The organism is Agathobaculum massiliense (assembly GCF_900291975.1).
In the GTDB taxonomy this organism is placed as follows: Bacteria; Bacillota; Clostridia; order Oscillospirales; family Butyricicoccaceae; genus Agathobaculum; species Agathobaculum ammoniilyticum.
Genome location: NZ_OMPN01000001.1, coordinates 2121778 through 2135995 on the forward strand (window position 1 = coordinate 2121778; position 14218 = coordinate 2135995).

Annotated in this window: 14 protein-coding genes; 7 read left to right on the forward strand and 7 right to left on the reverse strand. The window is 52.0% G+C overall.

Annotated elements, in window-relative coordinates:
* Nucleotides 1-94: 94 nt before the first annotated feature.
* A complete protein-coding gene (locus tag DBQ51_RS10815; RefSeq protein ID WP_107631569.1) occupies nt 95-2014 on the forward strand; it encodes a sigma 54-interacting transcriptional regulator in 1920 nt (639 codons plus the stop codon).
* 279 nt (nt 2015-2293) lie between these two features.
* Nucleotides 2294-3232: a 3-hydroxyacyl-CoA dehydrogenase family protein gene (locus tag DBQ51_RS10820; RefSeq protein ID WP_054327845.1), complete on the forward strand. Its 939-nt coding sequence runs from the start codon at nt 2294-2296 to the stop codon at nt 3230-3232.
* A 171-nt stretch (nt 3233-3403) separates the two neighbouring features.
* Here DBQ51_RS10820 and DBQ51_RS10825 read toward each other — a convergent pair whose 3' ends face one another.
* The 7 genes from DBQ51_RS10825 to DBQ51_RS10860 all read right to left on the reverse strand — a co-directional run bounded on the left by DBQ51_RS10825 (nt 3404) and on the right by DBQ51_RS10860 (nt 9367).
* A complete protein-coding gene (locus DBQ51_RS10825; RefSeq protein ID WP_054327846.1) occupies nt 3404-3622 on the reverse strand; it encodes a hypothetical protein in 219 nt (72 codons plus the stop codon).
* A 21-nt stretch (nt 3623-3643) separates the two neighbouring features.
* The gene (locus DBQ51_RS10830) at nt 3644-4168 is read right to left on the reverse strand and encodes a nucleoside recognition domain-containing protein (RefSeq protein WP_186950023.1); all 525 of its coding nucleotides are present in this window, start codon (nt 4166-4168) and stop codon (nt 3644-3646) included.
* On the reverse strand, nt 4165-4824 hold the full coding sequence (locus tag DBQ51_RS10835) for a nucleoside recognition domain-containing protein (protein WP_107631570.1): 660 nt from the start codon (nt 4822-4824) through the stop codon (nt 4165-4167). The genes DBQ51_RS10830 and DBQ51_RS10835 overlap by 4 nt, the downstream gene beginning before the upstream one ends.
* Entirely contained in the window at nt 4821-6020 is a 1200-nt protein-coding gene (locus DBQ51_RS10840; RefSeq protein ID WP_107631571.1) for a M20/M25/M40 family metallo-hydrolase, read from the reverse strand. The genes DBQ51_RS10835 and DBQ51_RS10840 overlap by 4 nt, the downstream gene beginning before the upstream one ends.
* Before the next feature lie 33 nt (nt 6021-6053).
* Nucleotides 6054-7223: a hypothetical protein gene (locus DBQ51_RS10845; RefSeq protein WP_107631572.1), complete on the reverse strand. Its 1170-nt coding sequence runs from the start codon at nt 7221-7223 to the stop codon at nt 6054-6056.
* A 279-nt stretch (nt 7224-7502) separates the two neighbouring features.
* On the reverse strand, nt 7503-8423 hold the full coding sequence (locus DBQ51_RS10850; RefSeq protein ID WP_107631573.1) for a LysR family transcriptional regulator: 921 nt from the start codon (nt 8421-8423) through the stop codon (nt 7503-7505).
* Nucleotides 8424-8893: 470 nt separating this feature from the next.
* A complete protein-coding gene (locus DBQ51_RS10860; protein WP_107631575.1) occupies nt 8894-9367 on the reverse strand; it encodes a GNAT family N-acetyltransferase in 474 nt (157 codons plus the stop codon).
* Nucleotides 9368-9748: 381 nt separating this feature from the next.
* Here DBQ51_RS10860 and DBQ51_RS10865 point away from each other — a divergent pair, with 381 nt between their 5' ends.
* The 5 genes from DBQ51_RS10865 to DBQ51_RS10885 all read left to right on the forward strand — a co-directional run bounded on the left by DBQ51_RS10865 (nt 9749) and on the right by DBQ51_RS10885 (nt 14203).
* Entirely contained in the window at nt 9749-10477 is a 729-nt protein-coding gene (locus DBQ51_RS10865; protein ID WP_054327850.1) for a GntR family transcriptional regulator, read from the forward strand.
* Between the two features lie 252 nt (nt 10478-10729).
* Nucleotides 10730-12100 (forward strand): acyclic terpene utilization AtuA family protein, encoded by a 1371-nt coding sequence (locus DBQ51_RS10870; protein ID WP_107631576.1) that lies wholly within the window; start codon nt 10730-10732, stop codon nt 12098-12100.
* A gap of 12 nt (nt 12101-12112) precedes the next feature.
* A complete protein-coding gene (locus DBQ51_RS10875) occupies nt 12113-12439 on the forward strand; it encodes a DUF4387 domain-containing protein (protein WP_054327852.1) in 327 nt (108 codons plus the stop codon).
* A gap of 69 nt (nt 12440-12508) precedes the next feature.
* Nucleotides 12509-13870, forward strand: coding sequence for a TRAP transporter large permease subunit (locus DBQ51_RS10880; RefSeq protein WP_054327853.1), 1362 nt, complete (start codon nt 12509-12511; stop codon nt 13868-13870).
* A 12-nt stretch (nt 13871-13882) separates the two neighbouring features.
* Nucleotides 13883-14203, forward strand: coding sequence for a hypothetical protein (locus DBQ51_RS10885; RefSeq protein ID WP_054327854.1), 321 nt, complete (start codon nt 13883-13885; stop codon nt 14201-14203).
* The last annotated feature ends 15 nt before the right edge of the window (nt 14204-14218 follow it).

The window sequence follows — 14218 nt, forward strand, 5'->3', positions numbered from 1 at the left end:
GGAACATATGGTATGGTTGTTGCAACGTGCTGTAACGAGACGTAACGAAACGTGAAACGATGTTGCATCGCCGGAAAGAGTAGAGGAGAAAGAAATGATTCGTATCGTATTATTAGCGCCGTTTGAGGAGCTAAAGGAACAGGCGGAAGAGGTTTTTGCCGAGGGGATGGAAACCGGACGCGCGGGGAATGGGCGGGAATATGATTTCTGCGCGGTTTTAGCGCCGACGACAGCGCAGGCGCTGTCACAGAATCTGGACGCCGATGTGATCATTGCACGGGGGGCGCTGGCGTTCGATCTGAAGCGCCGGGGAGGGCCGATCCCAATTGTTGAGCTGGTGATTTCCGGCGAAGATATATTGAACGTATTGTATAAGCTGAAAGAGCTGTATGGCGCTGCGCCTGCCGGAATCATAGGCTCTACCAATATGATTCTTGGGATCGAGGAAACCGCCCAGCGTATCGGCGTGGATGTAACGCCCTATTATCTGGAAGAAAATACAGACGAGGAGGTATACCGAGCGGTTGTGCGTGCGGTTGAGGATGGAAAAAAGGTCATTCTGGGCGGTATGCGCGGATGCATCTATGCCCGGAACCTTGATGCCCAGACGATGCTGCTCACATCAGGAAGAAGCTCGATCTGGAATGCGATCACAGCCGCCAAGCAGCTCGGTGCAGCGAGCAGGGAGGCGCGGGAGCAGAATCTGCTGCGCACCGCAATGGTGGACAACGCGTTCGAGGGGCTGATTGCCCTGGACCAGAACCGGAATATTTCGGCGATGAATCGAGCGGCACAGCGTATCCTGAATATCACGCCGGGGGACTGGTTCCTTGGCATGCCGGTACGGGAAGTGCTGCGGTCACCGCAGATCGCTCGTCTGGTCAACCGGCCTAACGATTATATTGATGAAATTATCGAATACCACCAGACTCACCTTTCATTTAAGAAAATCACAATTAATCTGCGCGACGAAGTGATCGGCTATGTGCTGACCTTCCTGAACGCCAATCAGATTCAGGAAACCGAGGGCAAGCTGCGCGGAAAGCTTTACCATAAGGGTCATACGGCGAAATACACCTTTGACAGTATCATCGGGGAAAGCACGGCGATTCGGGAGTGCATCCGCAGGGCGGATGCGTTTGCGCAAACCAATTCCAATATTGTGATCTTTGGCGAGAGCGGTACAGGCAAGGAGCTGTTCAGCCAGTCGATCCATAATGCCAGTATGCGTTGCGGGCAGCCTTTTGTAGCAATCAACTGTGCGGCGATTCCGGAAAGCCTGCTGGAAAGCGAGCTGTTCGGCTATGTCAACGGCGCGTTCACCGGTGCGAGCAAGGAGGGGAAAGCCGGCCTGTTTGAAATCGCACATAACGGAACGATTTTCCTGGATGAGATTTCTGAAATGCCGCTTGCGCTGCAAAGCCGGCTGCTGCGTGTAATACAGGAACGTGAGATCATGCGGATCGGGCATGATAAGGTAATCCCGATCGATGTCCGTATTATCGCGGCGAGCAACCGCAACCTGTATGAGCAGGTGCGGAAGGGGGAGTTCCGCGAGGATCTCTACTACCGCCTGAATGTCTTGGATCTGACACTGCCGCCACTGCGTGAACGCGGCGGGGATATCGCCCTGCTGGCGCAGGCTTTTCTGGATGAATTTCAGATCGGGCAGGGCAAGCCGAAAATCTGCTTCAGTGAAGAGGCAAAGGGGCTGCTGGAGCAGCAGATCTGGCAGGGGAACATTAGAGAACTGCGTAATTTCTGTGAGCGCCTGTCGGTTTTGTGTGGGGGTATTGATCTGATCGATGCGCGGGCGCTGAAAAGGTTCCTGCCGGGCGGCGCGCTTCCTGCACAGTCGGAAGAGGGCATGCGGGAGGAGTTGCTGCCTGGGCGGGAAAAGATTTGTGCCGCCCTGAAGGCGGCGAACGGAAATAAGACTGCCGCTGCACAGATGTTGGGGATTAGCCGCGTGACTCTGTGGCGGCAGCTGAAAAAGATGGAGCAGGAGAATTGAGGGTTAACAAAACGGCGCGTCCCCATGAACGAAGTTGCTCGATGGGAACGCGCCGCTATGCGCGGAGGAGTGTTTCACTGTTTCATGAAACAGCGCCCGCGCCGTGAAACGGGCGACGGGACAAGGTATGAGATAGGAACGGTTTTTGTCAGAATAATGTAAATCCAGCAGTTTTTTTGTGCGAATCGCTTCTTTTTGAGAAGGTATTTTGACTTGGCAAGCTTCTTGCTATATAATTAAAGCAGAAAGTCTTTGACACGATGGAAAGGAGCAAACAAAATGCTGGATTACAAAACTGGTGTGGTCGGTGCAGGGCGCGTTGGCGCGGGGATGGCGACGCTGATGGCGGGACACGGATGCTGGGTGACCATTGTCGGGCTGGATGAGGAAGATCTGAAGCGGTGCCGCGCAATTCTGGAGGGGAATCTGGAGGAGCTGGTGCAGCAGGGGCTTGCGACGGAGCAGAACCGTGCGGCGATCCGCAAACGCTTTATCCTGACGACCGATCCGGCTGATCTGAGGGATTGCGTGTTTGTGCTTGAGGCTGCGTTTGAAAATCTGGAAGTAAAGCGTGGGATTTATCGTGAGGTGGAGGAGATCGTTTCGCCTGAAACCCTGATGGCGTCTACGACATCCGCGATTTCGGCCGAACTGTTGACGGCGGAAATGAGGCATCCGGAGCGCTTCGTGGTTACCCATCCGTTCCAGCCGGCGCATATGCTGCCATTGGTGGAGCTGGTCGGCGGCCCGAAAACTACGCCGGAAACCATTGGGCGCGCCCGCAGGCTTTTGGAAGAGCTGGATCGCGAGGTTGTGACGCTGCATAAGAGCGTACCCGGCTTTATCATCAACCGATTCGCACAAGCGCTGTTCCGCGAGTCGCTTTATCTGGTCGAGCAGGGCGTGGTTTCGGTCGAGGACGTGGATAAGGCAATCAAATATGCAGTTGGTATGCGGTACGCATCGATCGGCCTGTTGGAATACTTTGATGATGTAGGTTTTAACCTGGAGTGCGATATTGCCAAAAGCGTATACCCCGACCTGTGCGGTACGCGGGCTATCCAGCAGATTGTACTGGATGGGATTGCAGCGGGAAAAACCGGCCGAAGTGCCGGACAGGGGCTCTATGATTGGGGCAAAAAGGATGACGCGGATTATCTGAAACGGAAAGCGGCGCCGTACTACGCGTGCTTTCATTGGGAAATGCCAGAAGACTGAAATAGCATGGATATCATCATAATAAGATGAGGGCCAGGGGCAGAACCCGTGAAGATCAGCCATCCCATGCAATGCCTATGGGATAAATATGGATAAAAGAGCCCCCCTGAGGAATTTCTTCCTCAGGGGGGCTCTCTCGGGAGGTGGGGCAAATAAAGGGAGCAGCGAGGCTTATTCCGGCGCTTGATCGCCGTTCTGTGCCTGTTCATCTGCGCGCTTTACCACGCGTATGCCAGCAGTTAAAAACAATGCGGAGACGATCGCTGCAGATAAGACGAACCCGTCCCGCAGAGTAAACAGAAAGCGGTCGGCCAGCATGACGGTAGAGATCAATACGCTGCCAAGGGCTTCCAATTGCAGACCGCGCCGGCGGGACAGCTTGGAAAGCATGGTTATCGCTCCTTTCCGCATTTACTGTACGCCCATCATCGAAAGGATGATGCGCATGATAATCAGGCTGATGGCTGCATCGAGCAGGCAGATGCCGATCAGCAGGGGATGCCATTTTTTGTTCGCGCCGGTCACCAAAACGATACGCGCATAGTGGCCAATCAGCGTACCCATCAGGATACAGGCAGGCAGCATCATGGAGGCCTGACCAAGCGTCAGGGTTCCAGCCTGATACATGGATGCCGCGGTTGCACAGCCGGATGCCTTGGCGAAAAATGCCGAGATCAAAACTGCGAACGCCTCACCCGGCAGGCCGAACAGCCCCATCACTGGACTCATAACCGTGCCGAGAAGGTCCATGAGTCCGGTTTCCTGCAGTATGTAAACCAGAACATATCCGAGAATCATTGCGGGGGTGATGTTTTCAATACCGACCTTGAAGCCCTTGGCACATCCTTTCAGGAATGTATCGACGACCGAAGGCTTTTTGGCTTTTTCGGGGGCTGCCTGCTGAGGGGCTGCTGCTATTTTTACTTCTGCATTCATAGTTTGCCCTCCTTATGCTTTTTGCCCTTCATGCGAAGGATCAACCGGACGATATTCGCACCGATCAGCTTACACACGACCATAATTACAATACAGGGACCGAGCGCAACCGGGCAGATCGCTACAAGCGGCGCACCGCCAGTAATCGTGTTATTGATACACGCAGAGCCGGCGTATTGATAGGCGACAAAAACCGTCCGTTCGTCATCGGTAATGTCGCCTTCCTCATACAGCTCACGGGTCATAACAGCTGCAACGTCCGAGCCGGTGAAGCTGGAGATAAAGGCGATGCCGCATTTGCCCGGAATACCCATCAGCGGACGAAGCAGCGGACGGAACACAATGTCAGACGCCTTGAAAGCGCCGAGCTGCTCAAATACGCCAAGCAAGCCGCAAAAAAACATAACTGCTGGGATCAGGTTAAAGCCGGCCATGAAGCCGTCCTTCGCGCCGGTGCCGCCCGAACCGATCAGATTGGCACCCGTTTCCCCGATCGTGCCAAACGCGCCGGAGAGGTTGGTAAAGTCTAGCACCTTGAGAGGGCCGTCCACCGTGCGAAAGGCACCAGACAGCACAAGAATCAGGATGACCAGTGAAATCCACGCGCCAATACCGATTTTTTCTTTCTGCGCCTCATTTTTCTCTTTTTCGTTCATTTGTTTACCTCCTTTCCTTTATCCCTGAAATCATCCTGTAATGTGTAGGCCGCGCAGGCGGCAAGCATACAGCGCTGGAACAGGGATTCCACTTCGGCACGCTCCTCTGGTGTATGGCTTTTTTCGCCGCGCGCCCCCATGCCGCATACTGTGGGTACTCCACAGGCGACAGTAATGCCGGAATCTGAAAGGCTGCCGACACGGAAACAGTCCACGTCTCCAAAGCCGCAATCCGCTGCGGTTTTTTTCACATGTCCGAACAAGGCCATAACACCATCCGTCGTATCCATGCAGTTCATCAGGCGGCTGGTATCCAGTTCGGCATATGTGTTGGGCACGGTATGGTGCTCCACAATGCTCTGGAGGGCGGTGAGGATCTCACCTTTGATCTCGGAAGTTGGGAAGCGGATCCCAAGGTTGATCGTACATGTGTCCGGAATGGTATTTTCGCCAATACCGCCGGATACCTTGCCGCAGTTGATCAGCTTTCCGCGTGGGATATCGTTGAGCGCTTCTATGGCGGCGATCTTATGTGCCGCCTCCAAAATAGCGGACCTTCCCTTCTCCGGCGCCAGGCCGGAGTGAGCGGCTACGCCATGCACCGTAATTTGGGCGGGGCCACCGCCGTTGCGTCCGACGACAAAGTGGTTGTCCAGATAGCCTGTTTCAAAATTGAATGCTGCCAGAGCGCCGCTTGCTTCTGCCTCCATAACCGCCTTAGCGTTTGAAAACATATGCAGGTTTTCCTCATCGCCGGCAAAGACGCACTTAATTGGACGCTCATGAAAGCCGAGCTCTGCCAGGGCTTTGATTGCATAGACTGCAATCACCAGCCCAGCTTTCATATCCACGACGCCGGGGCCATGTGCAAAGTTCTCCTCATCAACACGGAACGGATTCTCCTTTACTGCGCCTTCCTTAAATACGGTATCCATATGCCCGATAAACAGAAGCGGCGCTTTGGTGCTTCCGTTATCCCATTCGCCAACCAGAACGCTGCCCGCATTGTCCATGGGAATCGTGCGCGTTTTTACGCCTGCCCCCTCCAGTTCGCGGCGCAGGATATTGCATACTGCTTCCACGCCCTCCAACTGCCGTGAGCCGCTTTCCGTGTTGACCAGTTCTTCCCATAGGGAGAGCATCGGCTTTCGGTGTTTGTCGATATAGCGGCGGATCTGGTCAAAGGCTTGTTCCATACTTTACTCCTCCTTTTTCTTCATCTTATATACTCACAACAGCTGCACCGCCACGCCCGCAAGCAGGACGGAGGCGATCGTAACGGTGACAAAGCCCGCTGTCAGCATTTTAGGTAACAGATAGTTGAGAATAGCGGCTTTTTCCTCCTCGGTCCGCCCAAAGGCCTCGGAAACCTCCCGGGGGATGAGCATCGTGGTCGGGAAACCGAACGTACAGCTGATGCCGTAGGCTACAGCAAGCCCAAAGGGAATGTGCATCAGCCTCGCGCAGATGAAACCGGTCAGCACGGTGCCTGCCACACCGCACGTAGCGCAGAGTACCAGAGATGGAAAAACCGATATTACCTGCTGCGGCGTGACTGCCGCCAGGTTGGAAAATATCAGGATGGTGACAAAAAATGTAATCAGGCTGTCTGCCTGCGTCTTTGCTAAAATACCCTTTTCCAGAAAGCCCAGTGCGAAGAATATCACGCCCATGACCAGGCACATGACAAAGTAATGAACAGTGCCGCCGGTCAGGTCGGACGCATAGTGCGCCGCCAGTGCAACTAGGCCCAGCTTTGACAGATATACGGATGGGCGGGCGAACGCCTGAGGAAGTTGCAGCGGGCCGCTTGCTTTGGTGCCACGGCACTCCTGTGTAGGTCCGCTGTATTCAGCAACCAGCGCTTGGTTCTCGCGGAACTGCCTGGCGGTGCGCCGAAGCAAAAATGAGGCGATGGGGATGCCGATAAATTTTTGTGTTACATAAAGCGCGATGCAGAGTGTGCTGGCCGCAGTCAGCCCCTTTTCATCCAGTGCGGTCGTCATGATCAGTGTTGCCGCGCTACCTCCGGCGAAAATCGGCGCGCTGGAAATTGCCATGTTGCGCCCGACAAGCGGTATGCCGATCCCGATAATTGCAGCTACCGCACCGCTTACACAGAGGAGCGAGATGACAACGACCTTCCACTGCCGCCGCAGCTCGGGGAAGTCGATCGTCGTGCCGAGGGATACGATCAGCAGACCTGCGATAATATTGCCGAATCCGGTAACCTGTGCATCCTCGATGATAGTCTGCGGCAGGATGCCGCTCCAAAAACTGAGGAGCAGCAGGATTGCAATGCTTAATACTGTCGAAAACACTGCTCTGGTCTTCTGCGCGATCAGCTCGCCAGCGGCATAGATGCACAGCAGAATGGTAAGTGCCAAAACCGGTGTCATAGGACCCCCCCTTTCTTTGCCTGGTAAAAGAATAGCATGCAGATTTTTTGTTTGTCCAAGTCGAAATAGTTATAATGCAGTTATAAATACAACATCATGATAAGAAAATATAAAAAGCCGGAATAAAATTATGCAATTCGAATAATAAAAAGGCACTGTGTACAAACACAGTGCCTGTATTTTTCTGTTTTGACGAAAGGATTCTGTTAAAATGCTTCTCATTAAAAATAGTTATAACTCGGCTATAATTATTTTTCATAGCTGGTTATAACTATCTTTTCAATTTTCAATAGTTCCCAACGGATATAACCCTTCCAGCAGGCGGACAAAATCCCGAGCCTCCGGGCTGAGAAGCTCCCGTTTACGCTGCACCCAGCCGACGTTGATCCTTACGTCACAGTTGCGTATGGGGATGCTTTGGATATCGTATGCTGCAAAATCCGGCGCGCTCAGCCCTGGCCCAAACCGGAAAATATCGGTCTTGCTGAGCAGCGCAAGGATGGCTGCGCTGTCATTAACATAAACGACCTTTTTATGCTCGGTCAGCCGGATACCGTCGATTTGCAAATAAAAGGTAAGGTTGGAAAAGTAATCATCCGGCAGCCGCACGATGGGGAAATGCAGCAGTTCTGCCATTGTGACCTCATCCCGTCCATATAACGGGCTATTGGGGCCAACATTGGCATACCAGGTATCCTCCCCCAGGGGATTAAATACCAGGTTTTTGAAGTGGAGCATGTGCTTGAGTTCCTTGACCTGCACATTGTTGCTCATTACAAACCCGATCTCCGCCTCACCGCTTTCTACGCTTTCAATTACCTGCTGCATGCGCTGCTCCACCAGCTTCAGCGCGATTTCCTCCTGCTTATGATTGTTGTAGAATTTACTGATCAGCCGCCCCATGGTAATGATTGGATAAGAGGCAATTGAAAGAAGACGCGGCCGCTCCTTGGAGGAAAGCCCTTGGATCAGTTCCATCTGACTCAGGATGGTGCGTGCATACTGATAAAGCTTTTTACCGTCATCGGTCAGAACGACGCCTTTATTCGTACGGTCGAAAATATGTACATTGAGTTCGCTCTCAAGATTGCTGATCGCCTTGCTCAGATTAGGCTGGGTGACAAACAGCCTTTCTGCCGCCTTGTTGATGCTGCCCTGCTCCGCGACGGTTACGAAATAGGTCAGCTGTTGGATCTGCATACCAAATCCCTCACTTTCTATCCCTTGATTTTACCATATTCCTCTGAAATTTCAAGAATTACAGCCTAAGCTGGGAGAGCGCAGGCGCTGGCAGGCAAGCTGTGTGAAAAGGGAGTGAGCAACGTCTGGCTGTACGATGTATCCAACCCCCATGTTTCACCAAGGTACGCCGTTTGTCCGCTGGGATGGAGAGCCCTGTACTTGACTACTGTGGCGCTCCTGTTTGACGACGGTAAACGGATTGGGGCTGGTTTTATGGAGGACGGGGATGTTACGGGGCTGACTGCACATATAATTCTATCCCGCTTTACATGATCATGGCCCAAATCGCATCAGCCATGCCGAGTACAGAATTCAAGAGGATTTTCGCTATAGACGGAATATGGTATTAATAAAGAAAACTATCATTGCAAAAGAAAGCACCGAACTGCGGCAGAGCCGCGCAGTTCGGTGCTTCTCCGTGCAGCGGTTTATCTTTTTTCATAAGAATAAACCATAATTCTTTCGCCTTTGGCATCATATTCCCCGTTGAAACGGAAGCCAAGCTGCTGATAAAGCTGGATCGCGTGACGGTTATTCTCATATACACTGAGGTATACGGTATTGCTCGAATACTCCATGTACAGTTTGGAAAGCAGGGCAAGCACTGCCTGCTTTCCGTATCCTTTCCCCTGGTATTTTCTGTCAATAAGCAGCCGGTCCAGCCATAGTTGGCCGGGAGCTGGTTCCGGAAAATAACCGTACATGGAAAAGCCAACCAGTGTGTTGCCATCGTAAATACCGACAGGCCGCCATAGCTCCAATTCGTCTGCTTCCTGCAAACAGTCCTTTACGCTCTCAATAAAGCTGGCTTGTTCTGAAAAAACCGTCAGAGCTTCAATCTCTTTCCGGTTTTCCTTGTTTACCAGCTCGAAATGTAATGGTATGTGAGTATTGAAAGCCATAATATTGTTCTCCTTCAAGGTTTTTTGGATTAAAGTGGAAGAAATCATAGGAGTATAATAATGTGTGTGGGAGGAGTTGAAAAAATGGGGAATGAGAGGGTGTACGGTGCCGTCTATTTACGGGCCCAGAAACGCGCCCTTCAGAGCATAAAAGCACAGGTAATAGGATAATACCACAATATATCATATCGAATCAAGAAAATACAGTGGATTAAGACGCCGCTCTGCCGTTTGTGAAATGTTGAAAATGAATGAAGAATGGCCTGCTGTTTTCCGTGTCGCAGCCCTTGACCTGGTTTTTCCAAATACCTATAATGGAAGTACAGACCAGTTGATCAGGAAAACGGCTGGACTGCAATAAAAAAGATAGAGGAAAAACTAATGCTTGTTCATGATTCTGTTGTTGCATTGTATGTGCAGCTTGCCAATTGCCTCTCGGATGCGATCTATCAGGGAGAATATAAGCCGGGTGATAAGCTTCCCTCGGAGAACAGCCTGTGTAAGCAGTATGGAGTCAGCCGGATCACCGTGCGACAGGCTTTGAACCTGTTGATTCAGCAAAACCTGGCGTTTGCGGTGCATGGTAAAGGCACCTTTGTTAAGGCACCGGATATCAGCCATGAGCTGAACCGCATCATCAGTTTTAGCCGCGTGCTCCAGCTAAAAGGGTTGACGGGCTATACCAGGGTGCGCGGCTTCCAAGCGGAGGCAGGCGATGCCGCAGCGCGGGAACGCCTTGGCAGTGCTTGCGCTGCGCTGGATCTGGTTGGGTATGCGGCGCAGACACCAGTCGTTTACTATCGATCTTTTTTCCCGACAGCGTTGGGCGAACGGATGTGGGAAGCTGCAAGGCAGGCAGAGGCTGCCGGACAGGCATTCTCAACATTCGACCTGTACGCAAGGCTTGGAATTAGATTAAAGGATGTAGAGCAGACATTAGGAGCGGTTAATGCAGATGCGGGGCTGGAAAAGATACTTTCGTTGCCGCACGGAAAAGCGTTGATTGTTTTGCGATCACTGTATTCCTCTCATGAAAATCATCCATTGGAGTATAAGCTGGGCTATTACCGTTCGGATATTTATTCCTTCCATTTGCAACGTCAGGTATGAGCAGGTGCGGTTGAGTGGGAACTGGAACGGTTGCTGCTCATACAGTTCGGCAACTTGTCATAACAATTTTTGATTATTGCTTTGGATTGTCATGAAAATGGATATAATGCACAAAAATATACGGAGAAAATTGGGGATGAATTGATTAAAATAGCCATAAAATATATTGACTTCCTAAGAGATTTATCTTAAAATCAGCATAACTTGTAATAGCAAGTTATACTGATTTTAATTTTTGTTAGGAGGATCATCATGGGAAAGGAAACGCTGCGAATCATCTCTCCGAATGGACATCTTGGCTTTGCACCGACAAAAGAGGGGAGCTTCTATATCGGTGCGGCAACGCATCCGGATTATTATTGCTGCGATTCCGGCAGCGATGATATCGGCCCAGTGCCGCTGGGTATGGATAAGTGCGCCAGCCACCCCGACTGGCAGTACCATGACTTGGAACTGATGCTTTTGGCCGCGCGTGAGCAGGGCGTACCGATGATCATAGGTTCAGCGGGCGATACGGGTACGAACAGCCGCGTTGATATGTATGTAGATATGATTCGGGATATGGCCAAAAAACATGGGCTCAAGAAATTTAAGCTCGCGTATTTCTATTCCGAGGTTGATAAGGAGTACCTGCGCCGCAAAATGCTGGCAGGTGAAAAGATAGAGGGCCTGAACAGCAGGAGCGATCTGACGATCGAGGAGCTTGACGCTACGACTCGCATCGTTGCTGTTGCCGGTGTACATCCGTTCATCAAGGCGCTGGAAATGGGCGCGGATGTAATCATCGGAGGCCGCACAAGTGACGCCTGCGTATTTGCCTCGGCCGCGATTTATGAAGGCTTCCCGGAAAACATCGCATATTACACCGGCAAGGTGCTGGAATGCGCTTCCTTCTGCTGCGAGCCCTACGGCGCGAAAGAATCGGTTATCGGAACAATTACCAAGGATGACGTTAAGGTTACGGCTATGGCGCCGTTCCAGCGCTGTACGATCGCTTCAGTAGCGGGCCATGCAATGTATGAACGCACGAATCCATATTATGAATATGTTGCAGGCGGCTGCTTGGATATGAGCGAGTGCAAATACGAGCAGTTTGACGAAAAGACCTGCCGTATCACCAACCCCAAATTTATCCCCATTGATGGCCGTATCAAGGTCAAGCTGGAGGGCTCCGGCTTTGTGGGCAAGCGGTATATGGGTCTTGCGGGTATTCGTGATCCTTATACCATTCAAAATATCGACAAGGTGATCGACTGGGCACGTTCACAGGTCGCGGAACGTCATCCGAACGATAAATACGAACTGAGCTACCGTATTTTTGGCAAGAACGGCGTCATGGGCGACCTGGAACCGATCAAGGAAACCAAATCACACGAGCTGCTGGTCGTTGTAGAAGGCGTGGCCGACGATGATAAGCTGGCTGAGGAGGTTACGCTGATCGGCATGCGGCAGATTTTCTACGCCCGCCTGCCCGAGGTTAAGGGTACGGCTGGCACGGCAGCCTTTATTCTGGATGAAGTAACCAAGATATCGGATGCGTATACCTGGACCATGGACCACACTGTTGAGGTGGACGATCCGCTCGAGCTGTTCCCAGTTTCCATGATTGAAATCGGCGAATGAGGAGGAGAAAACATGAAAACCATGAGACTTGTTGATCTGGCAAAGACGATCCGCAGCAAAAATGCGGGTACCGACAGAATTACGTTTGATATCATTTTCCGCGATCCGGCCAACTATGAAATGGTCAAAAAAAGCGGCGTGCTCAACCGCCAGTTTGTTGCCGAGCTGTACGGCATACCCGAGAGCCGCATTGCGGACTTTGTTGAGTTCGATCCGGGCTATGCCATTAAATTTACAATCAACCGCCTGAAGCCGTCCGGCTCCTTCGGTGAAGGCGATGTGTTCGGCTGCCAGCAGTACCCGCCTCTGCTTGACGTAGAGATACCTGTTGAAGACTGACAGCTATAGTTCAACGTGAGCAACCGTCGGAAGCCGAAGAAACGACCAGAGTCTTAAAGGAGGGGGATTATGCCTGTTGAACTGATCTATCTGGTTGTCCTGCTGATTACAATCTGCATCTTTTTCATTGTGCTCAAACGCCCGATTTATGAAGGGATGCTGGCCGGGTATATTGTAATGGTTGCTATGACCGGACAATGGGGCCATATCTGGGACCATGTTTATGCAACGTCCACGAATACACTGTTTTACGCGATCGTCGCATTTATGGTCGTGGCGCAGATATTTACGGGGACAAAGGTCATTGATTCCTGTATCGAGGTCGTTTTATCCATCTTTGGGCGAATCAAGGGCGGTACGGGCTATGTAGCGCTTTTGGTGTCCAGCTTTATGGGCGCGCTGTCCGGAAGCGCCGCAGGGAATGTTGCTGCGACCGGCGTTTTTACGATTCCCGCGATGAAGCGCAGCGGCTTCCCAGATTACCTGGCCTCCAATATCTGCATGGCTTCCAGTACGATGGGGAATATGATTCCGCCCTCCGGCATCATTGTCGCTTCATTCGGCGTTCTGGCGACGTTATACGGTGAGGACACCTATACCATGTCACAGTTCTGGATGTTGATGTGGGGGATATGTCTGTGGTTCATCCTGCAGCGCGCAGTAACGATCTTTGTGTTCTGCCGCTATCACCACATTGAGGCTCTGCCGGCCAGCGAGGTTCCGCGCTTCGGGGAGGCTGTGCGTAAGGGGTGGCGGTCGCTACTTATCCCAGTGGTCATCCTGCTGCCGTTCTTTCTGGATGCGCAGCTCAAGAGTACATTTTTCACCTCTCGCCTGACGGCAGAGGGAGCATCGGCGTTGTCAAGCTGCGTGCTGCTGTTTACGCCTGGCATCGCAGCGGTCTACGCTCTGTTCATTATCCGCAAAAGCATGAAAGTCGGGCCGCGTCAGATAGCAGGGCTTCTGGCAAAGGGAACAAAGTCCATCGTGCCGGTTTCGGCTACCATTTTCTTTGCTTACTGTATCAGTAACCTGTTTGAATCCATACATGTTGGCGAGAATATCGGTAATCTGATATCGAGCTGGGGCTTTGGCCTGGTGCCACTTGCATTTATCCTGCCACTGTTTACCGCGATCCTTGGCATGATATTGCCCGGCTCCTCACAAGTGGCGATATTTGGCACGGCGATTGTATCAGTCATGGCCGCCGCCGGTGCCAATCCGTTCCTTGTAGCCGGAATGCTGCCGGTCATCTGCGGTGCGATGGAAGGGATGACGCCACCGCTGGCGCTGTGCATGTATACGGCAATGGGTATTTCAGGTTCTGAAATGAAGCAGACAACACAAAACTGTGTGATATGGTGCGTGTTGCATTATCTGCTCAGCGTAGTGTTCCTGATTGGCATAGTACCTCTATTCGGAATGGTGTAAGGAGGGATGGATATGAAAAAGGTTTCCGGCTTTTTATATCAGGTTTTCGGCTGGGGGGCGTATGTGTCCATCTTTGCTGGTGCGGCTGGATTTGTCGGGTTTGTTGTTGCACTGATTATTGGGGGCGATACGGGCGCGGCGATTGCCATAGCGGTAAAAGCCCAATGGTTCCCTCTGGTTATTAAGGTTGCCAGCGTTTCGGTGGGGCTGGGCCTGATCGGCATGTACTGCGGAAAGGAAGAGGCGCTTTCCATGGCGGCAGATAAAAAGGAAGCCGAAGAAGACCTCAAACGCAACCTTGAGGAAGCAAGAGAGAACAAGGAGCAGAAATGAAACGCAGCGAAAGGG